Below are 23,085 nucleotides of genomic sequence, written 5' to 3'. Positions count from 1 at the left end.
CGTTTGATTTTATCGTTTATTCGATGAATAGGGACATTCTGTTTTTAGGGTCTGTCTGCTATTCTTTATGTTTAGTGTCCATTAAGATGGTAACAGGGCCATCGTTTAATAGTTCCACTTTCATGTCTGCGCCAAATTCTCCGGTATAGACCGACTTTCCCAAGGCCATATTGAGCTCTGTGCAGAAGGCCTTGTAGAGTGGAATAGATACTTCTGGCCTTGCGGCCTTAATATAAGATGGACGGTTACCTTTCTTGGTCGAGGCCATTAATGTGAATTGACTGACCACTAAAATGTCTCCTGCGGTCTCTAAGATTGAACAATTCATGACCCCGTTTTCATCGTCGAATATCCGAAGATTTACAATCTTCTTACAGAGCCAGGCGATGTCTTCATCTGTATCGTCATCACCGATGCCGAGGAGGATCATTAAGCCGTGGCCTATTTCCGATTTGCACTGAGCTGCTATAGTGACTGAGGCTTGGGTGACCCGCTGAATTACCACTTTCATTCCTTCTGTTTTTCTCTGTTTATGCAGGCAAATTTACAAAAAAACAGACAGATTGTTTCTTTTTTGAGAAATAATATTCTGATGGCTTTTTTACAAATCGGTCTCAACGAATTGGTCTGAATGAATTTTCGTAGAAGAGAACTGCTGTAGGCTTTGATCAGGGAATTTAGGGTTTCCCACTTCTCATCTTTTATTGAAGTTTTTCTTTTAAAAGTTGAGCTTTAGCTTGGCCGACTATCGTTGCTAAGTCTTCTAGTGAAGCTTCTTTAATGCGTTTCACGCTTTTGAATTCTTTAAGAAGGGTTGTTTTGCTCTTTTCTCCAATGCCTTTTATGCGATCTAATTCTGAGGCGGTTTGTCGCTTGCTTCGTTTGTCTCGATGGAAGGTGATAGCAAAGCGGTGAACTTCGTCTTGAATTTGAGTCAGCAAACGAAAGAGTGGGCTTTGTCGTTTGATGCCAATCGTTTGCGGTGGAAATCCAAAAAGTAGTTCCGAAGTACGGTGTTTGCCGTCTTTCGCTAATCCGGCAATAGGAATTTGGAGTCGAAGTTCGTCTTCTATAATGCGCCTAACGGCTTCCATTTGTCCCTTTCCACCGTCGGTAATAATAAGGTCGGGTAGTGGAGTTTGCTCTTCGATGGCTCGCGTATAACGGCGGCGAACCACTTCTTTCATGGATGCGTAATCATCGGGCCCTTCTACCGATTTGATCGTGTATTTACGATATTCTTTCTTTGCGGGTTTGGCTTTTCTAAAGACCACACAGGCTGCCACGGGGTCGGATCCTTGAATATTGGAGTTGTCGAAGCATTCGATCTGCATGGGCATCTTGTTCAAATGGAGTTCGTTTTGAATCTCTTTCATCAAGCGTATGCTCCGTTGCTCGGGATTTAGTTTTTCCGATTGCTTCAAACGGTCGGCCTTGTATTGTTTGACATTCAGTTGTGAGAGATCAAGCAGTTTCTTCTTTTCTCCTTTTTGAGGAATGGTAAAGGAGACGTTGTTAAACTCTATATCTAGCGTAAAAGGAACGATGATTTCGGGTGATTTGCTTTGGTAACGCTCTCTCATTTCAATAATTCCCATTAATAAAAGTTCCTCTTTGGTTTCATTTAGCTTTTTCTTGTATTCAAAAGTGAAGGCTTGTGTGATGGCTCCGCTAGTAATGTGAAGGTAGTTGATGAAAGCGGTGTGTTCATCTTCTTCTATAGAGAAAACATCAATATTGTGTAATATTGAACTGACCACTTCTGATCGTGAACGGTAGTTCTCGATGAGTAGGTATCTTTTCTTTATTTTCTCAGCTTCTTCAAACTTCATTTCGGTAGCGAGTTGCTGCATCTCTTCTAGTAACACGCGGCTTACAGCTTGTGTATTTCCTCTTAGAATAGACTTGATTTCATCGATGTTCTTAAGGTATTCCTCATGGGATTGAAGGCCGATGCAGGGGCCTGCACAGTTTTTGATGTGATATTCAAGACAGACATTGAATTTCCCGCTACGGATATTCTCTGGACTGAGGTTTAGATTGCAGGTTCGTAATGGATATAATTGCTTGATTAAATCTAATACAGCGTTCATTGATGGCGCATGGCTATAAGGCCCAAAGTAGGTGGAACCGTTACGAATGATCTTTCTGGTTTTGAAAACTCGTGGAAAATACTCGTTTTGAACGCAAATAGAAGGGTAGGTCTTGTCGTCTTTTAGTAGAACATTATATCTCGGTTTGTATTTCTTGATGAGGTTGTTTTCGAGTAATAGTGCGTCTTCTTCTGTGTTGACCACGATATAGCGGATGTCGGCGATCTTGCTAACTAGTACCCGCGTTTTCCCTGGTTCGTGTTCTTTGCTAAAATAGGAGTATACTCTTCGTTTGAGGTTTTTTGCCTTTCCAACGTATATGATTTGCTTTTCGGCGTTTAGATATTGGTAGACACCAGGAGTCTCCGGCAGGTTGGAAACGATGCCTTTTAAATAGTCGTTTATTTTCAAATCCTCTTGACTCATGACTGTTACTTTTAATTTGTTGGATGCAAAAAAGGTGTAGTCTAAACTACACCTTACAAATATACTGTTTTTCGTTTACAAAGACAATACTGATTCTATCTCTAAATCATCTTCAAATTGTGATTTTCCATTCAGCTCTTTGAGCTCGATAATGAAGTTAACGTAGATCTTTTTTGGCTTCATCTTCTTAATGAGCTTACAAGCCGCTTTCATTGTTCCTCCTGTTGCCAGAAGATCGTCGTGGATTAAAACAACGTCATGTTCATCAATGGCATCTTTGTGGATTTGAACAGTGTCCTTGCCATATTCTTTATCGTAGCTTTCTTCGATGGTTTCTGCAGGTAACTTGCCTGGTTTTCTTATGGGGATAAATCCTGCGTTTAATCGTGTGGCTAGGATAGGACCCATAATGAATCCGCGAGACTCGATGCCGATAACCTTGGTGATCCCTTTTCCTTTGTACATGTTGTACATGGTGTCCGAAAGTTCTTGAAGACATTTCGGGTCTTTAAATAGGGTCGTGACATCATAAAAGAGAATGCCTGGAATTGGAAAATCCGGCACTTTTCTAATGCTTTCAATAAGCGTTTCTTTGCTCATACTCATTTGTTTATATCAGTCATTTAAATGATTTGTTTCACGTGAAACGTCGACGACTATCGTCCGGATAACACCAGCAGGACGTTGATGTCGCTTGGCGAGACTCCGGGGATTCGACTGGCTTGTGCAATGGTCTCCGGGTCAATCTTAATCAACTTTTGACGAGCTTCGGTTGATAGTGATTGAATGGACGCATAGTCGAATTTTCCTTTAATCTTTATGCTTTCTAACCGTGCTAGTTTGGAAGCAATGAGCCGCTCGCGTTCAATATAACCTTGGTATTTGACGAGGATCTCTGCGGCTTCTATAATCTCTTCTTTACGCTCCGGCTCTTGCGAGGTCGCTTTGTCAATCTTTTGTTGGAAAGCTGTAAGGTGTGGAGCTAGATTTTCGATAGTGATTTGTGGTCGGCTGAGTAACTCTATTAGTTTGCAGCCTTGGCGCAGAGGGGTAGTTCCCAGCGTTTCTAATTTGTCATTAATCAAGGTCGGCTTGATCGAATAGTCGTTCGCGAATGCGATGATTTGATCGATGGCATCTTTCTTTCTTTTAAATAAATCATATCGTTCTTGAGTCGCTAGTCCCAATTGGTAGGCGCGTTCTGTCAGGCGCATGTCGGCATCATCCATACGGAGCAAGATGCGATATTCGGCACGTGAGGTGAACATACGGTAAGGCTCGTCGACACCTTTTGTCACAAGGTCATCGATTAATACGCCAATATAGGCTTCATCTCTAGATAGAGTGAAAGGTTCGCCTCCGTGGCAATTTAGATGCGCATTGATGCCGGCAATTAGTCCTTGTCCTCCAGCTTCTTCATATCCTGTTGTTCCGTTGACCTGTCCGGCAAAGAATAAATTGTTAACGACTTTGGACTCTAACGTGTGTTTGAGTTGTGTCGGGTCGAAATAATCGTATTCAATGGCGTATCCGGGACGATAAATGACTAAGTCCTTGAAGGCCGGAATTTGCTTTAAGGCTCTTAATTGAATATCGAGTGGGAGTGAAGAAGAGAATCCGTTTAAATAGAGTTCTTGGGTCGTTTCGCCTTCAGGTTCTAAAAACAATTGGTGTTGTTCCTTATCCGGAAAGGTAACGATTTTCGTTTCGATGCTTGGGCAGTAGCGTGGCCCGATACTTTGAATTTGTCCGTTGTATAGGGGTGAATCCGCTAATCCATCTCTTAATATCTGGTGTGTTTCGGGCGTAGTATAACACGTCCAACATTGCAATTGTTTGAGATGGCGGACACTTGTATTTAAGAAAGAGAACTTGTGAAAATCGTTTTCACCGTCTTGGGTTTCCATTAGATCAAAATGAACGCTTCGAGCATCGATGCGTACTGGCGTACCAGTTTTCATTCGTCCGTAGTTGATGCCATGACGTGCGATCGATTCAGTCAGTTGATAAGCGGCAGGCTCGGCCATTCGTCCGCCCGGTACTTGCGTTTTTCCAACGTGCATCAGTCCGTTAAGGAACGTCCCGGCCGTGATGACCACACATTTTGCACGGAAGGTGACTCCCCAAATGGTGACTAATCCAATGACTTCTCCATTTTCTATTAATAATTCTTGTACGGTATCTTGCCAGATGTGTAGGTTAGGCGTGTTCTCTAAAACCTCACGCCAAGCGACGATAAACTTTGCACGGTCGCATTGTGCTCGTGGACTCCACATGGCAGGACCTTTCGATCGGTTTAATATTCTAAATTGGATGGCCGTCTGATCGGTGATTAATCCCATATATCCACCTAGCGCATCAATCTCGCGAACGATTTGTCCTTTAGCTATTCCTCCGACAGCCGGGTTACAACTCATTTGTCCGATCTTATTCATGTCCATGGTGATCAGACAAGTCTTTGAACCGAGGTTTGCCGCTGCTGCAGCTGCTTCACATCCTGCATGTCCACCACCAATTACGATAACGTCGTACTTAAAATCCATTGTTTCTTATTTATAGTCAAACGCTGCAAATTTACGGAAAAGTTGTGAGTTTCTTGTGCCTTTGTTCTTTTTAGATGCTTAATCGGGTGAATATTAACCGGAATTAATGGTTACGACTCGAATTCTTATATCGTATTTAAGATGATTATTGTGGGATTAGTCGGCTGATATTATGGGTTTGCCCAGTTGACTATTGTTTCTTAGGCCCTGTTGTAATAGACTGATAAGTAGGTTGTTGGGGTTTTAGTAATGGTGTGGTTGATCTATGTCAATAAAACGACCCTTCTTTTGATTTTTTTCTGATTTTGTTTGCTGTAAATAGAACCATCCTTACCTTTGCACTGTAGTTGTGAAACTACTCAGAATATTTGGTATTAGAAAGGTAAATGATTTAGGTTGTTAATAAAAGAATTAAGGTATTAGTTTAAGAAAAAGATTTGTTTTTTGATAACAAAAAAGGTTTTTTAGTTAGGTTTATTAGTTTAAAAAGGTTTTTTCAGGTAACAAAAAGAAGAAAAAAAAGAATCCCATTTTGGGGGATTCTTTATGTGTGGAGCGGAGTTATTCGCTCTTTTTTTATGTCCAATTATTAAGTCTATTCCTTCTTCTGATTTTCGGTTATGCTTTGGGTAAAGCCTGAAAAACAACTGATTTGGAAATTTGTTGAGCGAAAGAAGCGTTATTGCTCCTTTCGTAAACCCAAGGCTTTATTCTCTGCTGCCTCCATGATTTCTCGTTCACCGGGTCCTTTGTCGTTAATTCCGCAAAGGTGCAGGATGCCATGAATAATCGTGCGATTCAACTCTTCCTCATAGGGGGTGTTGAACTGCTCGGAATTCGTCTTGACCGTGTCTAGACTGATGAATAGATCACCGGCAATACGGTCACCTTGACAATAGTCGAAGGTGATGATATCGGTGTAGTAATCATGCTGCAGGTATTGGCGGTTAACTTCCAATATCTTATCATCCGAACAGAATATATAAGCAATTTCTCCAACACGTTTTTGATAAGTGGCAGCCACTTTCTTGATCCATTCGGAGGTTTCCCGTTTCTTGATCTGAGGCATTTTAATGCCTTCTGTTTGATAAGTTATAGCCATAATTTGATCATATTAAAAGAAAAATAAGTAACTGATTAAGATAGCAGCAATGATCCCTGACAAGTCGGCAATCAATCCGCAAGTCACCGCATTGCGCGTTTTAGAGATTCCGACACTACCAAAATAAACTGCTAAGATATAGAATGTGGTGTCTGAGGCTCCTCTTACCACGCAACTCATGCGTCCTATAAAGGAGTCCGCTCCAAACTCTTTCATGGTGTCGATCATCAATCCGTTCGCACCACTGCCACTGAGTGATTTCATGAGTGCGGTGGGTAGAGCGCCGACAAAACTCGTGTCTAAACCAAATAGTGAAACGACATATTCGATGCCGTCAATGAGGTAATTCATGGCTCCTGATGTGCGAAAAACGGCAATGCCGACTAAGAAAGCGACTAAGTACGGAATGATTCGTACGGCGGTTTTGAACCCTTCGGTGGCTCCTTCTACGAAAGATTCGTAGACGTTGATCTTTTTTCGCATTCCGCTGAGAAGAAAGAGGATAATAATGCCGAACAAAAGGATGTTGGCTGTCAATGTGGAGTAAGTCCCCATATCTTCCTTAGATAGCGTTGTAAAGAGATAAATGAGTCCTGCAAAGAACAAGCTGATTCCCCCAATGAGGCTTAATATGGCTTTGTTGATGAGATTGATTTTTTGAGCAAAGCTAACTGTCATTACGCCGACCAATGTGGATATAAATGTACTCAGTAAAATAGGAATAAAGACATCAGTGGGCTGGGAAGCTCCAAGTTGTGCACGATAAACCATGATGCTGATGGGAATGATGACGAGCCCCGACGTGTTGATGACCAGAAACATGATCATTGGATTAGAGGCTGTGTCTTTGTGCGGGTTGAGCTCTTGTAGCTCGTTCATGGCTTTTAATCCCATCGGAGTTGCAGCGTTGTCGAGCCCGAGCATGTTGGCCGACATATTCATAAATATGGAGCCTAGCACCGGATGCCCTTTGGGGATGTCGGGGAATAGACGGCAAAGCACAGGGCTTAAGAAACGAGCAAGAGCATTGATGAGTCCGCTTTTCTCGCCGATTCGCATAATGCCCAACCAAAGAGCTAAGACCCCGGTTAGACCCAATGAAATTTCAAAGGCTGTTTTCGATGAATCGAATGTCGAATTTATGATTGCGGTGAAGATTTCCGTATCGCCCCAGAAGATCACTCTGAGTAACGCTACAATAAAAGCAATGACGAAAAAAGCAATCCAGATGTAATTGAGCACCATAAGCAAAGAGTCTGTGTATCTCTTGCAAAAGTAGCTAAACTTTCTTGTAAAATGAGCTTTTTGTTCCGTTTTTATACAGATCTGAAAGATCTTAAAACAGATCTCAGAGTCATTATTCTTGCTTTTCTCTACTTTAGCTCCTAAAAACAAACGATCATGAAAATGAAAATTTATTTATCGACTTTACCTTTACTTCTACCCATGGTGAATAGTGAAGCTAAGACGGAAAAGGAACGGCCCAATATCCTTTGGTTGACTTTTGAAGATAGTAGCTATTATGAGTTTGGATGTTATGGAAACAGACAAGTTCATACACCTCATATTGACGGTTTAGCAGCCAATGGTATCCAATTTATGAATGCATGGTCCGTGGCACCACAGAGTTCTGCAGCACGTTCGTCATTAATCACCGGCTGTTATGCCACCACATACGGAATGGATGTACATCCGGTGCCTTATGCGACTCCCGAACACATTTTCTTTCCTGAGTGGCTTAGAGAGGCTGGTTATTATTGCACGAATAATAGTAAAACTCATTATAATACGACGGTCGATCATCAGTCGTGTTGGGATGAGTGTTCAAATAAAGCTTCTTATCACAGTTTAAAACGAAAAGAAGGACAACCCTTTTTCGCCGTTTATAATACGGTGACTTCTCACATGGGGCGGGTACGAACGTTTCATACGGATGGTCGACGAGATTATACGAAGGAAGGCATTTATCCTGATCAACTCATATTGCCCTCGCATGTACCCGATTTACCGGAGGTTCGTTCCGATTATGCCGGTCATCTGGAAGCCGTTCAGGATGTTGATCGTTGGGTGGGATTTTTCCTCGATGATTTGAAGAAAGCCGGTCTGGCCGAGAATACCATCATTTTTGTATTTAGCGACCATGGAGGCTGTTTGCCTCGTGGTAAAGGTTATCTTTATGAAACCGGACTTCGTGTCCCACTAGTCGCTTATTTCCCCGAGAAATGGAAACATCTAGCGCCTGTTCATCCCGGAACGAAAGATGAATCGTTGATTAGCTTTGTTGATTTAGGACCGAGTATGTTAAGTCTGGCCGGAATCAAACCACCAAAACAGATGCAAGGTCAAGCGTTGATGGGAGCCTACAAAGTTAAATCTGCTCCGCAGTATATGTATGCTTTGGCGGCTAACCAACTTCATCATTATATGCCGGTGAGAGCGATGACCGACGGGCGATACAAATATATCCGAAGTTACATTCCTTACCGTCAGTTTGCGTTGCGCAACTATTACCAATGGGGAATGCCTTCGAATAAGGCTTGGGATCAATGGGTGATGGGAGGTCATAATACCCGTTCGGAATGGCAGCAACCGTTCGAACACCATACGGCTGAGTTATTATTTGATCTCCAAGCCGATCCGTTCGAATTGTCTAATCTAGCGGGCGATGGAGCTTATCAACAAACGTTGCTCCAGTTGCGTCAAGCGATGTCGAAACATATTCGTGAGACGGGAGACCTTGGCTTTTTCTTGCCGACATCCCGTGAAAAGGTGACTCTATATACGGAGGTGCGCCGGACGAATTATCCGTTGGACGAGCTCTATCGGTTAGTGGAATTAGCTGGTATGCCTACTCCCGACGACTTACCAATCTTGCTCAAAGCCTTGACCTCGACTTACCCGGAGATGCGTTATTGGGGTGCTGTAGGATGTGCTCAGCTTGGTGTGAAAGGGACGTTGAAGAGTTGTCCTGAGGTTCTGCTCACTTTGCTATCCGACCCAGATCCTTATGTGGCAGCTGAAGCAGCTTATGCTGTGGCTTATGCGGGTTATCCCGATAAGGCCATCGGTCATTTACTGCATCCACAAAGTGAAGCGGTTCGTAAAATTGGCTATTCGGCTCTGGAATGTTTATCGCTTGACCGAAAGATGCTCCCTTATTTTGCGCCTTATATTGATCAGTTGCTTCGTGATGAAGCGGCTTTACCGCATAAAGCAAATGAAGATGCCGGCTTGATGGCACGTGGCCTTCTGGTTAACCTTGGGCGACTACCAATCAAAGATCTTCATGGGAAAGAAGCTTATGAGGAAGGGTTGAAGTTGAATCATGGTCGACGTCCGATGGTTCCTCTGCCTCAATAAGCGATCGAGAGAGAACGAATAGGTTGATCTATCTTTGACTTTGATCTCTTTTGTGCTTTCAGGGCTCTCCCCTTATTAGGCCCGATCTAAGATTAAAGCCGTTCTAAAGTGAGGAGCGAAGAGATTGAATAGATTGAAATAGGAGAACTCTTTTAAACTGAGCTAACATAAAAGCCGCTTCAAAAACAGATTTGAAGCGGCTTTCTTTGGTTTACTCTTTTTTGTGTTATCTAATTAACAAACAGCTATTTATGATTTTTATCTCATTTAGTATCCCGGGTTTTGTATTCCTTCTAATTTCTTATTTAACTGCATCTCATCTAAAGGAATCGGGAAAAGTTCATGTTTGCCTGAGATAAACTGGCTACCGGCAATATAGGCCGGATTGGGCGACTGTACGCCTTCTGGCATATGCTCTTCGGTGAGGACCAAGGCTTCTTTTAAGATTCCCCAACGAATGAGATCATATTTACGTTGTCCTTCGAAGGCGAGTTCAAATCCACGTTCCCAATAAAGCGCTGTGCGGAATTTACCCTCTTCGTTACTGTCATCAATGAATGGAAGATCAAGAACCTTGGGGGCTTTGAGTAAGCTGGCATAATTTTCGGGGGCGATAAGAGTCGCATGCGCGCGTTCTCTAACTTTGTTTAGGAGTTTCCAAGCTTCTTCTGTCTGATGAGTCTCGTTGTAGGCTTCAGCCGCTAGCAAAACTACATCTGAGTAACGAAGGAAGCAGAAGTTGACGTCGACATTGTTGGGATTGACAAAACCTAGAGGCATCCATTCCCGACGCCATTTTCCCGGATACCATTGTTCCTTAGCCACGTCTTTTGAGTTTTCATATTTGACATGCGCATATTTCTTCTTGTCCCACTTATATTGATAGGTACAAACCATGACCTCTCTTCTTTCATCTTGGTCTTCAAAGAATGTTTTCCAAGCGGGAACCACACGGAAGAAAGCGTTGGCACGCCCCATAAAATTACCGGTCTCGGTAGACGAAACGGAGGGGGCAGCCACCATCGGACCATTGTAAGTCCCCCAGTTGCTCGAGTTGTCGGCTACCTTACCGTCCGCCGTATAAAAGGCAATCTCCCAAAGACTTTCTTTCGAGTTGAGGGTGCCGAAAGAGAATCCTTTGAATAGTTCGAGATAGCCTTGAGCGTAAAAATTATGGTAACCGTTTTTTTGAAACTCTTCCCACTCCTTGATGATGCTTGTAAAATAAGCCGTTCGTTTCTCTTCATCCGGCCGTTCTAATTTTCCATTCATATGAAGACTATAACCGGCCCGTTGCGCAAGTACACGCATTAATAGCGCACGAGCAGAGCCTTGTGTTGCTCTCTCGGGAGAACTTCCGGCTTCAGCCCATGGAAGAGCCGATTTCGCTACATCTAAATCGGCTATGATCTGGTCGTAGATGAGTTCGCGGTCAACACGCGGGGCACTAGCGTCGGCATAGCCTGTGGAATAAGTGATTTTGAAAGGCACATCTCCCCAATAGCGCACCAAGTCGAAAGCTAACATGGCTCTTAAAAAATGAGCTTCTCCGACAAGACTTTTTAGTTTGGTGTTACTCTCATAGTCGGGCATGGATTTGATCCCTTCTATGGCATAGTTAGCTCTGTTAATTCCTAAGTATTTAGCCTTCCAGACGTTGCTGATCCATTCGTTATTGGCTGTGAGTGTATAATGTGAGATGTCGCGTCGGGTGTTATCTGTTCCCGTTCCGTTAATAAAGTAGGTGTCGTCGGAGCAAGGCATGGCCATTTCGCATTGTCCGTAGTGAGAGAGAGTGGCTAAGACATCGTATACTCCTGTAATGGCCATTTCTGCATTCGATTCGGAAACGAAAAAGTTGTCTTTCTCATAATAAGAATCGGGTTTTTCTGTCAATGTATCTTCACAAGCTGTAAGAGTGACCGCGAATAGGATACAAAAAAGATATATAAAATGTTTCATTGTTATCATCATACTTTTAGTGATTAGAATCCAAGGTTAATACCAAATACAAACGAACGACTGCGCGGGTAAGCGCCAAAGTCTACTCCCGGTGTCAGACTATTGCCTCTGGTCGACACTTCCGGATCGTATCCGGTGTAGTTGGTTAGGGTTAGCAAGTTGCTACCTGTAGCATAAAGGCGCAAGTTCTGTAGTCCGATTCTCTTAAGCATCTTTTTAGGGAAGGTATATCCTAGAGTCACATTGCTTAAACGGACATAGGATCCGTCTTCTACTGCCCAGGAGTGGATGTATTTATCTCCATCCTCGAGATCATACCAGGCTGCGACACTTTTTCCGCGATTAATCGCTGTTAGTTCGGCAGGATCGGTCACCACATGGCCTTCAGAATTGATCGTGACCCACCGATGGCTGCTATCGGCTTCTTTGAGAACATTGGTGTTTTTTCGTCCGGCTTTTGTGTTGGTTAGTTTCGTTGCGTTAAAAATGTCGTTGCCATAGTTGAACGTGATGAAAACACTTAGGTCGAAGTTCTTATAGTTGAAACTATTATTTAACCCGCCATAGAATAAAGGATTGGCATTCCCTATCACGGTTTTATCTTTCTCGTCGATCACCTCATTCCCGTCGTTGTTGGCAAATTTCCACATGCCCGGTTTGATGTTTGAGGCATTGCCATAGTATGGAATTCCACTTTTCAGCGTATACTCCTTGGTTGCAGCATCATAGTCGAAATCCTCCACTTGATACACGCCGATGGTTTGATAACCATAAAACTGCCCGATGGATTGGCCGACTTGAATGATATGGGTTTTGTCTTCGTATCCAAAATCCGCTTTAGCCAAGAAGAAATCTTCATCTGCTAAGGCTTTAATGGTGTTCTTATTATGTGAAAGGTTGAAACTAGTCGACCAACGGAAATCTTTTCTATCGATGTTAACGGAGGTGATGGTCAGGTCGATTCCTCTATTTTCGGTTTCACCAATGTTTCTGATCATGGATTCAAATCCGGAGGAGTAAGGTAGGCGACTGTCGAGAAGGAGGTTCGAACTGCGATTGACATAGATCTCCGGTGAAATGACTAGGCGTTGATTAAAGAATCCCATATCAAGGCCTAGATTGAAAGTCTTATTTGATTCCCACTTTAAATCTTTATTGGGGATCTGACTCGGAGCATATCCTGGTAGGACGCCATTTCCCGAAGGATAAGTGACCGATGAAAGAATACCTAATGCGGCATAGTTAGCAATGCGATTGTTGCCTGCCAAGCCATAGCCCATACGAAGCTTAAGATCCGAGAATAGATTCAACTTCTTGATGAACTGCTCTTCGCTCAATCGCCAAGCCGCCGATAAAGCGGGGAAAATACCCCATTTATTGTTTGGTCCGAACTTAGAAGATCCGTCTGCGCGGAGTGAGGCTGTGAACAAGTACTTCTCGGCGAAGTTGTAGTTGAAGCGACCAAAGAAAGAGATCAATTTATTATCGTAGTTAACCCCTGATTCGGGAGTTCCCGGAGTGGCTCCGAGGCCTAGATCGGCCAAGCCGATATCGTCGTTTGGAAAGTTACTTGCACTTGCTTTGAAGAAACGGGTCCATGAGGAAACCCATTCCTGTCCGGCCATTATGGTGAAGTGGTGACGCTCTTTGTTGAAATCGTAAGTCAGCACATTCGAGGTTTGGAAACTTCCGTTTTCGGCATTTTTAAGGCTACCGTTAATGCTTGATCGTTTGGCAGTAATCGACTGGTCACCGAAGAATAGGTCTTGTCGCATGGTCTGGTAACGCATGCCTGTACTGTTTCTGAACGTTAGCCCTTTCAGCAGTTTAAACGTCAGTCCCGCATTGATCTGTATTGTTCGGTATTCGCGTGTGTTGGTTTCTTCTGCTGCCGAAACAAGTGGGTTTTGCATCACATTTCCGCTATCATCGGCTAAGAGAGGATCTTCTCCTTCAAGCAGATCACGATCTTCTCCTTGGATACCAACTGTTGGGCGATACTGTAAGATGTGTTGCATCTTGTTGAATCGATCGCCGTTTTCAGAAGTTCCCATGCCATACACCTTCATCTGATCGTAGTTGATTCGGGCCGTTAAGCTTAGACGATCGGATGCTTTGTGGTCGATAGCAAACGAGATATTATGTTTATCGTTTCCACTGTAAGCCATGGCGCCTTGGTCTTTGAAATAGCTATATCCCAAATTATATTGGAGATCCTTACTTTTTCCCGATAGTCCAATGCGGTAGTTTTGAGTGGTTGCTGTACGTCCCAACGTTTCGTCTTGCCAATTAATACCTTTACGTTGTGCATAATTGGCTTCCAAGTCTTTGTAAACGCCATAGATCTTTTCAAACGTACTGAGTCCATCAGCTCCTGAAGCATTTCCCAAGCTACGTTCGTAATCCAAGAGAACGAATTCTTTCGGCGACAGAACAGGTAGGGTTTTAGCTAATGTTTTGAAGCCGATATAACTATCGAATGAAAGGTTGAACTTGGAATCGTTCTTATTTCCTTTTTTAGTGGTGATGACGACCACACCATTCGCCCCGCGTGAACCGTAAATGGCCGTAGACGAGGCATCTTTTAGGATGTCAATGGTTTCAATTTCCGATGGATCTAAGTTCTGCATGCCATCTTCATTGGGGAAGCCATCAATGATGTAAAGAGGCTCGTTGCTTTGGGTAATGGAGATACCACCGCGCACACGAATCGAGATGTTTGCCCCCGGGGCTCCTTCGCTTTGGGTGACTTGTACGCCGGCCACCCGTCCGGCAAGGGCTTGGGTGATATCGGATGTGGGGACTTTCAGTAATTCTTCACTTTTTACCGAGACGACCGATCCGGTCAGTTCTTTGCGTTTTGAGGTACCGTACCCGATGGCTACGACCTCGTCGAGCATCACTGCGTTCGCTTTTAAGGTGACGTTGATTACACTTTGTCCTTTAACCGCAACTTCTGCTTTGTCCATGCCGATGTAGGTAAATACTAAAACGGCTCTTGACGAGTCTTTTACTTTGATGGAAAAATGTCCGTTAAGGTTGGTTATAGCTCCCGTTCCCGACTCTCCTTTTACGATGACATTTGCACCAATAACCTCCAAGCCTTCAGAATCCGTGACCTGACCGGTCACCGTCTTTTCTTGGGCTTGTAGGGATAAACTTGAAAAAATAAAACTAATCAGTAATAGTAATTTTGTTAAGTTTTCCATAACAATAATATTAAGGTTTTTATAAATCATGCAAATGTATTTAACTTTAATCTGATGGTTTAATCCTTTTGTCCCTGTTGGTTTAGTTATTGTTCACGTCATTTTAAATTTGTTCTATAGAATGATCGTTTTGTTGAATTACTTTGTTTATCTCTCAATTTGTACTTGTAGAAGCCTTTCTCTAGCGATGGAATGGTATAATAGGAAGCCATTTCTACCGATTATGTCCTTTTATTTAATCTGTTGTTATTGTATTCTTAATAATTCTTTTCGTTTCATTTCTTGAGCCCTCGAACGAAGGCTCTTCAGTCCTCGATGGGGGGCTCTTCGGCCCTCGAACGAAAACCGATCGGCCCTCGAACGAGGGCTCAAGAAAAGCGCTTTCGGTAGCGACTAACGGAGTACTCTTGGCGGTTAATGAAAGGGCGTGAGTGACTTAAACATCGTGCCGCATCATGATGTTGAAGCGAGAGGGAGAAGACCGATAAAAGTAGAAAAATGGGGTGTGGCTCGTTTTTTATTGTGGTCGGATAGGGTCATCAGATTGTTTGTGAGATGAGGTGTGGGATGGTGTGGGATCCTTTTCAAAAGTGTGGGATAAAACAGACCGAACAACTATCCCACACTCTTTGGAAGGATTATGAATAAGGCGTTTTGCTAAAAAGAGTGTGGGAGGTGTGGGATTAAACGACTTTTTAATCTGATGGAGAGAGTGGCTGCGGGACAAGGGGGGCTGAAGCTCATAGAACAATCCCCCTTCAGGATCGAATTTTATCCTGAAGGGGGATGATCTGTTGTCGATTAGAACGGACCGACGGTTGGATTATTCTTTTCGGTTTGAACAAGCTTTCCGCTTTTTCCAAGCATAGATCATGATGGCCATGATGAGCAGAGCCAAGGCACCATAAGCAATGGCTTCGGTGACGTGTAAGCTTTGCGGATCGAAGCGCATCTCGATGGTGTGCTGACCTGCCGGAACAGTCATGGCACGAAGGATATAGTTGGCACGGGCGAGTTTTGCCGGCTGACCGTCTATGGTGGCTTTCCATCCGGGATAATAAATTTCAGAGAAGACCACAATACCGTCTTTGGCCGAATGAGTTTCGTACACCAACCGGTTAGGTTCGTAAGTGGTTAAGCGAACGGTCGACAAGGAATCTTTATACCCTTGCGTTTGTCCGTTTAGGGCTTCTTTAAAGCGGATGTCGACAACTGCCGTCTCTGTCGGTAAGATGGTGTTTAGAGCGTCAATCTCTTCATTAGCATCTTTAACGTAGTCGATTTGATTCACAAACCAGGCATTACCGTAAGCATAAGGGTTTTGTACCGGTACGGTTTGACCTTGTTGTCCCGCAGGGAAGATGAAATAACGCGTGTTCAGCATGTTTAGTACGCGGAACTGACCACCGTCGACACTATCCATTTTCCCGGCAGCAGTAGCTACAGCCTGATAAGTCTTCTGCATTTCCGGTGTGATGTGATGGTCGATCATCTCTTGATAGCGACGAAGTTTGGCTGCATGATACCCACCCACGCTCTTATGCCAATAGGAGGTGTTGTTTTCGTTGAACGTATTGCTTGCAAAGTTCAAGACTCTATAATCGAGGGTCGGGTCTTGGAGGATGAGTTCATCGGTGGGTGTCTTGCGGAATGCATCGGCTTGCTCTGATTTCGGCACGAAAAGATCGTCGTGTAGGTAGCGCTTATTAACGCCCCACATGTCAACTAAGCAGAGGATGATGATTCCTGCAACCATCCAGGAACTTTTTAGTTTACCTCGTTGGAAGAGCGAGAGAAGTGCACAGCCGATAATGATCACCCAGATGCTTCTCCAGGCGTCGGAAGTGACCAATGCCATACGCATCTCGTTGAGGTTTTCAATGATCGGTGAGAGTTGATTAGCCGGAATGGCTTGTTGTAAAGCAGCCATCTCTTGTGCGGGTACATAGCCCGATAAGAAGAATCCGGGAGCTAAGGCGAGGATGAACGCTACACCTAAAGTGAGTCCTAGAGAAGTGGCTAAGGCTGCTTTATTTTCTTTGAAACTTAAGAGTTTAGGGTTACCGATGATCTCTTTTAATGAGAAAATGGCAAGCAAAGGAATGGTAAATTCTGCAATGACAAGGATAGAAGAGACTGCTCTAAACTTATTGTACATTGGCACATAGTCGATGAAAAAGTCGGTTAGTCCCATAAAGTTCCTTCCCCACGAGAGTAAGATGGAGAATAGGGTGGCGCCAAGGAGCGCCCATTTGATCGGTCCTTTGACTACAAAACAGCCAAGGATGAACAAGAATAGGACAAAGGCGCCGACGTAAACGGGACCGGCGGTCATCGGTTGGTCGCCGAAATATTGCGTCAGCTGGTTATACAAATTACCATAGTTCGGATTGGCTTTTTCCATAGCCGTTTCGTTTTGCATCAACGGAACTGAAGCGCCTCCTTTGACATTGGGAACCAGAAGGGTCAGTGTCTCATCGATGCCATAGCTCCACTGTGTGATATAGTCGCGGTTTAAACCATTCGATGTGGTGTTATCGGCATTCTTTTCAGTGGCTCTGAGTTCACTCTTGCCACGCATGGTCTCTTTGCTATATTGATAGGTATGGTAAAGATTCGATAGATTGGCTGATACGCCAATCAAGGCCGCGATGACCAAAATACCGCTCGCTTTGAAGAAGTGAGGGAGCGTTTTGTTGCGGTACGATTCTTCGAAATAAGCTCCGGCCAAGAAGAGGATGACAAAGAGGAAATAATAGCTCATTTGTACATGGTTCGACTGGATTTGTAGAGCGAGGAAGAGCGCCGTAACGATACCTCCGACCAGGTATTTCTTCCGATAAGTCAGCACGATACCGGCTATCGTTGGTGGGATATAGGCTAGGGTAACAAACTTCCAGATATGACCGGCAGCGACTAGAATGAAGAAATAGGACGAGAAGGCCCAGATCACTCCACCTAAGGTCGAGAGCCATACCGATAGTCCGAAAGCTCTCAGCAGGATGTAGAAGCCCAGCATGAGGATAAAAGTAAGCATGACGTAGGGCGGGAGAAAAAGCTGATAGCCTTTCCCGATCCAGACCAAGGACTCGCTAGAGTCGTAGCTTGGTGACATTTGATAGGTGGGCATTCCTCCAAAAAGGGCATTGGTCCAGCGGGTACGTTCGCCGGTCTGCTCATGATAAATTTTAGCTTCTTGTCCGCCACCGGCACCGGCAACAGAGTCGTGTTGAAACAAAATGCGTCCTTCAATATCGGCAGGAAAGAAATAAACGAACGAGAGTAGGACAAAAGCCAAGATGGCGAGTAAGTCCGGAAGATACTTCTTCATGAGTACACTGCGGTTAAAGTGGTTTGTAAAACTAAAAAGGGAGTAGTCACGGGAAGGCGACTACTCCCGATAGGATGAGGTGATTAATAGCGATAGTGTTCTGCTTTATACGGACCATCAACTGATACGCCGATATAAGCCGCTTGTTCCTCAGAGAGCTTGGTGAGTTTAACCCCAATTTTTTCCAAGTGTAGACGAGCAACCTCTTCATCGAGATGTTTCGGTAAACGGTACACATTGATCTCATAATCTTTGTTGAAAAGTTCGATTTGAGCTAAAGTCTGGTTGGTGAACGAGTTACTCATTACGAATGAAGGGTGACCGGTTGCACAACCGAGGTTAACCAAACGTCCGTCGGCCAAAAGAATGATACTATGGCCTTCAGGGAAGAAGTAACGGTCGACTTGTGGTTTGATGTTGACGCGTTTGATACCCGGGTAGCGTTTCAACGCTTCAACCTGAATCTCATTATCGAAGTGACCGATGTTGCAGACAATGGCTTGATCTTTCATTCGGTTCATGTGATCGATACGGATAATATCGATATTTCCGGTTGTGGTGACGAAGATGTTGCCTTCTGTGCAAGCTTCTTCCATGGTTACCACTTCGAAACCTTCCATAGCGGCTTGTAGCGCACAGATCGGATCGACTTCGGTAACCATTACACGAGCCCCGTAAGAGCGCATAGAGTGTGAGCAACCTTTACCGACATCACCATATCCGCAAACAACGACCACTTTTCCGGCAATCATCACGTCAGTAGCGCGTTTGATGCCATCGGCCAACGATTCGCGACAGCCATAGAGGTTGTCGAATTTTGACTTAGTGACTGAGTCGTTAACGTTAAAGGCAGGGAATAAAAGTTTGCCCTCTTCTTGCATCTGATACAAGCGGTGTACACCGGTTGTGGTCTCTTCCGAGACTCCACGTACCTCTGGGGCAGTGCGGTGCCAACGAGTGGCATCTTCGCCTAAGACCCGTTTCAAGATGGCGAACAACTCGATCTCGTCTTCAGCATGTACTTCTTTGTCGAGCACCGAAGCATCCGATTCGGCTTCATAACCCACGTGGATCATCATGGTAGCATCTCCACCATCGTCGACAATAACGGTTGGCCCTTTGCCGTCCGGGAAACTCAACGCTTGTAGCGTACACCACCAGTAATCGGCTAACGTTTCGCCTTTCCATGCAAAGACCGGAACACCTGATGCGGCAATCGCGGCAGCAGCATGGTCTTGTGTTGAATAGATATTACATGAACACCAACGAACATCTGCTCCAAGAGCCACGAGGGTCTCAATCAAAACAGCGGTTTGAATGGTCATGTGAAGTGATCCCATGATGCGGGCACCTTTCAAGGGTTTTTGATCCCCATATTTTTCGCGAAGAGCCATAAGGCCCGGCATCTCTTTTTCTGCTAAATCGATCTCTTTACGTCCGAAGTCCGCAAGACTGATATCGGCCACTTTATATGGCAATGTAGAGAATAATTCTGTAGACATATATTCTATCATTTAAAGTATAAGTGGTGCAAAGATAGGATATTATCCATAGGAGTTCAAACGCTCTCTCTCTTTTTTTATAAGAATAACTTGACATTTATATTGGGAAATAAAACTTTTAGATAAATTTGTAGTGACGAACGGCAGGAGCTGTTGTTTAGTTTCTTCTATAAAAAAGATATTATGGGACTCTATAAGAATAAGACAAAGCAAGAATTGATTGATATTATTTTTCATTTAGAAGAGCAGATCAAGGGCCTCTCTCTTTCTGTGGATCGTTCGACTCAATCACGATTTCGAGAGTTAAAGAGTCAATCGATCTTTGATACTCTTCCTGAGATGATTACGGTACTCGATCATTCAGGAAACATTATCGAACTCGTCTCTTCTCCATCGACTAATCATTTAGAAGGAATCACCTCGCAGGAGATTGTTGGATCAAACATAAAAGAGATTCTACCGGAATCGGCTTATTATAATATTGCGGAAAATATGAAAAAGGTCATTGAGACTTCCAAAGACTCTATTGCCAATCACCGACTCTTGTTGAATGGGGAGATGCATTATTATGAGAACCAGATCTTTCCGTTAGACGATCAGTATTTACTTTGCATCTGTCGCGACATCTCAAAAAGATACATGGCCGAATGCATTAATCAAGAGCAGCAAAAGGAGATTACCCGATTGAATGCTTTGATGGGAGCGATCTTAGATAACATCCCGGTGTATCTTTTTATCAAAGATTCCGGAAACAATTTTAGATACCTCTATTTTAATAAAGCTTTTGCTGAGAACTCTGGAATACCTATAAACAAAGCCGTTGGAAAGAATGACTACGAGATTTTTACCCGTACTGAAGATATGCAAAAGTTTCGCGAACTTGATTTGAAGGTATTAAAAGAGGGCGAACTTTCGTATGTTGAGGATTATGAAACAGCCAATGGGGATATACGGTTTATTAAAACGTTGAAGAAAACGTTGAGATCGAGCACTGAAAAACCTTATATTATTGGTGTATCGTGGGATATTACTGATAGTAAGCAGGCGGAGCGAACGTTGGTTGAGGCTTTGACTAAGGCGGAGGAGAGCGATCGACTAAAATCGGCTTTTCTCGCTAATATGAGCCATGAGATACGTACGCCGTTAAATGCGATTGTAGGCTTTTCGAAGCTTATCAGTGAAGTTAATGACGAATTGGATAAGCAGCAGTTTGCTCAAATCATCGAAACCAATTCTGAGATGTTGCTTCATCTCATCGATGAGATTCTTGATATTTCCGCTATCGAAACCGGTACGTTGAAATTATCGATGGCATCTGTACGCTTGCTCGATATTTGCATTCAACTCGAACAGCAGTATAACTATACTTCCAATAATGACGTTAAACTTTTTTTCGATACTAAAGATTCCGATCTCTATGTAAAAGGCGATTGGGATAGAATTACTCAGGTCATCACTAACTTACTGAATAATGCCTTTAAGTTTACGTCTTCGGGAGAGATTCATTTTGGCTTTGATCAAAAAGGCGATTTTGTGGAGTTTTATGTGAAAGACACCGGAATCGGTATTCCTGTGGAGAAGGCTTCGAAGATCTTTGAACGTTTCGGTAAGGTCGATACGTTTGTTCAAGGTACCGGATTAGGGCTGACGATTTGTCGTTCTCTAATAGAACGGATGAATGGCCGTATTTGGTTACGCTCTCAAGTCGGCAAAGGAACCACCTTTTACTTTACGATGCCATGTGATAACTAATCGGGGATAATACATCTATTTTCTTAAAACTATCATCTCGCCTTTACAAGGATCCACTTGTAAAGGCGAGATGATAAATAGGTTTCTTATTAGAGGCTACTTCTTCAGCTTAGGAGTTAGCGTCTCTTTATATTTTACTGGATTGTTCAGAATGGTCATGGCTTCTTTCAAACCGGCATCTTCTTTTAACTGCTGGATGATACTTCCTCGTTGGAAATAATAGCGTTTGATAATTTCTAAGGACATCATGTTGCGAATGTCTTTTGAGAAGTGATCCAAATCTCTATCTAAGTTATGTGATAGCTTTTTCTCTAGAGCTTTAAACTCAGTCGAAGCATCGGACATGTACCCTTCAAATTCGGCCGCTTCTTTTAATGTTCTTAATATCTTCTCACTCTGTTGGTCGTATTTGAAATTGGCTTTCTTGACCATCTCCTTAAATTCTTGGTAATCGGCATTCGTTAGATTGAACTTCTCCGGAGTCACAGCCATTGGATGTTGCAAACAATAGTGTGTGGCATAATCAAAGATCAGATTATCACGTACCAGATAGAATAAGATATTGGGTAGCTTCTCTTGTTTAACAACAATGTCGGGTGAAATACCACCGCCATCACGGACCTCACGACCGGCAGCCGTATGGAATACATGAGTCAGACTGTCTGGAATCGTACCGATGCTACCGTCTTCATTACGATGTTTATAATCGATGGCTTGTACGCAACGTCCACTCGGAATATAGTATTTCGAAGTGGTGATCTTCATGGTTCCTCCATATGGTAATGGACGAGGAACTTGGACTAACCCTTTGCCGAATGTACGGTTACCAATGACTACGGCTCGATCTAAATCCTGCAAAGCGCCCGATAAGATTTCGGAAGCAGAAGCCGTACCGCTGTTGACCAATACAACAATCGGGATCTCTAAATCTAAAGGCTCACGCAACGTCTTATATGTATTGTCTGCTTGCTTTATTTTTCCTTTAGTGGTTACAATCACTTTTCCGCGAGGAAGGAACATATTGGCTATTTCAACGGCTTCGTCCAATAATCCTCCTCCGTTATTCCGTAGGTCGATGATTAAAGAAGTTGCTCCTTTTTTCTTAAGATCAAGAAAAGTCTTCTTGAAATCTTTTGAGGGATTACCGGAGAATGTGTTTAAGCTGATATATCCAATGTTGTTGCTAAATAAAGTAGAGTAGGGGATTGCAGGCGTTTGAATAGATTCACGAGTGATCGTAAAATCCATTGGCTTTAGCTTTCCTTTGTCTGTAGGACGCTCTATTTTTAATTTCAACGTTGTTCCAGCCTGGCCACGTAGCATCTGACTGATTTCACCATTGTCCTTTCCGGCTAAGTCTTGCCCGTCAATTTCCATTAGAATATCTCCGGCTTTTAGTCCCGCTTTTGCTGCAGGCGTGCCTTCAAAAGGTTCTGAGATCATGGAACGTTTAATCTTTGGATTATAGGTAATGAACGAACCAATACCTCCAAAGCTACCTTTGATCATCTGTTCCAATTCGCTCTGATCGTCTTCCGGAAAATATTCGGTATAAGGGTCAAGAGAGTATAGCATGCGATCTATCCCTTCCCGAATGGTTTTGTTGGGGTTGATCGTATCCACATAAAATAGATCCAACTCTTTGACTATGGCATTAAAGATATCTAAGTTCTTTGCTAATTGAAAATTACGATCACTACTGTTTTTAAAACTAAAAAGAGTGATGACGAGTAACAATATTATCGAAATAATCCCATTGCGCTTATTTAATATCTTTCTCATATGCCTAAGTTGTTTAAGTTTCA

13 protein-coding genes are annotated in these 23,085 nt (G+C 43.4%); 2 read left to right on the top strand and 11 right to left on the bottom strand.

Features of this window, described 5'->3' with window-relative positions; translation table 11 throughout:
- Window positions 1-58 precede the first annotated feature (58 nt).
- The 6 genes from dtd to AC4PG5_RS10020 form a co-directional block, all read right to left on the bottom strand.
- Window positions 59-511, bottom strand: coding sequence for a D-aminoacyl-tRNA deacylase (gene dtd, locus AC4PG5_RS10045; protein ID WP_492028757.1), 453 nt, complete (start codon window positions 509-511; stop codon window positions 59-61).
- 190 nt (window positions 512-701) lie between these two features.
- The gene (gene uvrC, locus AC4PG5_RS10040; RefSeq protein ID WP_492028756.1) at window positions 702-2,519 is read right to left on the bottom strand and encodes an excinuclease ABC subunit UvrC; all 1,818 of its coding nucleotides are present in this window, start codon (window positions 2,517-2,519) and stop codon (window positions 702-704) included.
- Window positions 2,520-2,594: 75 nt separating this feature from the next.
- Window positions 2,595-3,125 (bottom strand): adenine phosphoribosyltransferase, encoded by a 531-nt coding sequence (locus AC4PG5_RS10035; protein ID WP_492028755.1) that lies wholly within the window; start codon window positions 3,123-3,125, stop codon window positions 2,595-2,597.
- A gap of 50 nt (window positions 3,126-3,175) precedes the next feature.
- Window positions 3,176-5,062, bottom strand: a complete 1,887-nt coding sequence (gene mnmG / locus AC4PG5_RS10030; RefSeq protein ID WP_492028754.1) for a tRNA uridine-5-carboxymethylaminomethyl(34) synthesis enzyme MnmG — start codon at window positions 5,060-5,062, stop codon at window positions 3,176-3,178.
- A gap of 679 nt (window positions 5,063-5,741) precedes the next feature.
- On the bottom strand, window positions 5,742-6,164 hold the full coding sequence (ybeY, locus tag AC4PG5_RS10025) for an rRNA maturation RNase YbeY (protein ID WP_492028753.1): 423 nt from the start codon (window positions 6,162-6,164) through the stop codon (window positions 5,742-5,744).
- A gap of 12 nt (window positions 6,165-6,176) precedes the next feature.
- Window positions 6,177-7,409: a nucleoside recognition domain-containing protein gene (locus tag AC4PG5_RS10020; protein ID WP_492028752.1), complete on the bottom strand. Its 1,233-nt coding sequence runs from the start codon at window positions 7,407-7,409 to the stop codon at window positions 6,177-6,179.
- Window positions 7,410-7,610: 201 nt separating this feature from the next.
- Here AC4PG5_RS10020 and AC4PG5_RS10015 point away from each other — a divergent pair, with 201 nt between their 5' ends.
- Window positions 7,611-9,524 (top strand): sulfatase-like hydrolase/transferase, encoded by a 1,914-nt coding sequence (locus tag AC4PG5_RS10015; protein WP_492030737.1) that lies wholly within the window; start codon window positions 7,611-7,613, stop codon window positions 9,522-9,524.
- A gap of 267 nt (window positions 9,525-9,791) precedes the next feature.
- On the opposite strand, the gene AC4PG5_RS10010 is transcribed toward AC4PG5_RS10015, so the two are convergent.
- The 4 genes from AC4PG5_RS10010 to ahcY form a co-directional block, all read right to left on the bottom strand.
- Complete coding sequence (locus AC4PG5_RS10010) at window positions 9,792-11,495, bottom strand: RagB/SusD family nutrient uptake outer membrane protein (RefSeq protein ID WP_492030736.1); 1,704 nt, start codon at window positions 11,493-11,495, stop codon at window positions 9,792-9,794.
- Window positions 11,496-11,509: 14 nt separating this feature from the next.
- Window positions 11,510-14,695: a SusC/RagA family TonB-linked outer membrane protein gene (locus AC4PG5_RS10005; protein WP_492028751.1), complete on the bottom strand. Its 3,186-nt coding sequence runs from the start codon at window positions 14,693-14,695 to the stop codon at window positions 11,510-11,512.
- Window positions 14,696-15,518: 823 nt separating this feature from the next.
- Window positions 15,519-18,026: a YfhO family protein gene (locus tag AC4PG5_RS10000; RefSeq protein ID WP_492028750.1), complete on the bottom strand. Its 2,508-nt coding sequence runs from the start codon at window positions 18,024-18,026 to the stop codon at window positions 15,519-15,521.
- A gap of 83 nt (window positions 18,027-18,109) precedes the next feature.
- Window positions 18,110-19,528: an adenosylhomocysteinase gene (ahcY, locus tag AC4PG5_RS09995; RefSeq protein ID WP_492028749.1), complete on the bottom strand. Its 1,419-nt coding sequence runs from the start codon at window positions 19,526-19,528 to the stop codon at window positions 18,110-18,112.
- A 183-nt stretch (window positions 19,529-19,711) separates the two neighbouring features.
- Here ahcY and AC4PG5_RS09990 point away from each other — a divergent pair, with 183 nt between their 5' ends.
- The gene (locus AC4PG5_RS09990; protein ID WP_492028748.1) at window positions 19,712-21,280 is read left to right on the top strand and encodes a sensor histidine kinase; all 1,569 of its coding nucleotides are present in this window, start codon (window positions 19,712-19,714) and stop codon (window positions 21,278-21,280) included.
- A 96-nt stretch (window positions 21,281-21,376) separates the two neighbouring features.
- Here the strand turns inward: AC4PG5_RS09990 and AC4PG5_RS09985 are convergent, their stop codons facing one another.
- A complete protein-coding gene (locus AC4PG5_RS09985; RefSeq protein ID WP_492028747.1) occupies window positions 21,377-23,062 on the bottom strand; it encodes a S41 family peptidase in 1,686 nt (561 codons plus the stop codon).
- Between the last annotated feature and the right edge of the window lie 23 nt (window positions 23,063-23,085).

The sequence above is a fragment of the Bacteroides sp. QWL-09 genome (assembly GCF_058683585.1).
This window is presented reverse-complemented; position numbering and strand designations above follow the sequence as displayed.

Excerpts from the sequence above, each read along its gene's own strand:
- AC4PG5_RS09985 (WP_492028747.1), bottom strand. The coding sequence starts at position 23,062 with ATGAGAAAGATATTAAATAAGCGCAATGGGATTATTTCGATAATATTG.
- AC4PG5_RS10035 (WP_492028755.1), bottom strand. The coding sequence starts at position 3,125 with ATGAGTATGAGCAAAGAAACGCTTATTGAAAGCATTAGAAAAGTGCCG.
- uvrC (WP_492028756.1), bottom strand. The coding sequence starts at position 2,519 with ATGAGTCAAGAGGATTTGAAAATAAACGACTATTTAAAAGGCATCGTT.
- mnmG (WP_492028754.1), bottom strand. The coding sequence starts at position 5,062 with ATGGATTTTAAGTACGACGTTATCGTAATTGGTGGTGGACATGCAGGA.
- AC4PG5_RS10000 (WP_492028750.1), bottom strand. The coding sequence starts at position 18,026 with ATGAAGAAGTATCTTCCGGACTTACTCGCCATCTTGGCTTTTGTCCTA.
- AC4PG5_RS10020 (WP_492028752.1), bottom strand. The coding sequence starts at position 7,409 with ATGGTGCTCAATTACATCTGGATTGCTTTTTTCGTCATTGCTTTTATT.
- AC4PG5_RS10010 (WP_492030736.1), bottom strand. The coding sequence starts at position 11,495 with ATGATAACAATGAAACATTTTATATATCTTTTTTGTATCCTATTCGCG.
- ybeY (WP_492028753.1), bottom strand. The coding sequence starts at position 6,164 with ATGGCTATAACTTATCAAACAGAAGGCATTAAAATGCCTCAGATCAAG.
- AC4PG5_RS09990 (WP_492028748.1), top strand. The coding sequence starts at position 19,712 with ATGGGACTCTATAAGAATAAGACAAAGCAAGAATTGATTGATATTATT.
- AC4PG5_RS10005 (WP_492028751.1), bottom strand. The coding sequence starts at position 14,695 with ATGGAAAACTTAACAAAATTACTATTACTGATTAGTTTTATTTTTTCA.
- AC4PG5_RS10015 (WP_492030737.1), top strand. The coding sequence starts at position 7,611 with ATGGTGAATAGTGAAGCTAAGACGGAAAAGGAACGGCCCAATATCCTT.
- ahcY (WP_492028749.1), bottom strand. The coding sequence starts at position 19,528 with ATGTCTACAGAATTATTCTCTACATTGCCATATAAAGTGGCCGATATC.
- dtd (WP_492028757.1), bottom strand. The coding sequence starts at position 511 with ATGAAAGTGGTAATTCAGCGGGTCACCCAAGCCTCAGTCACTATAGCA.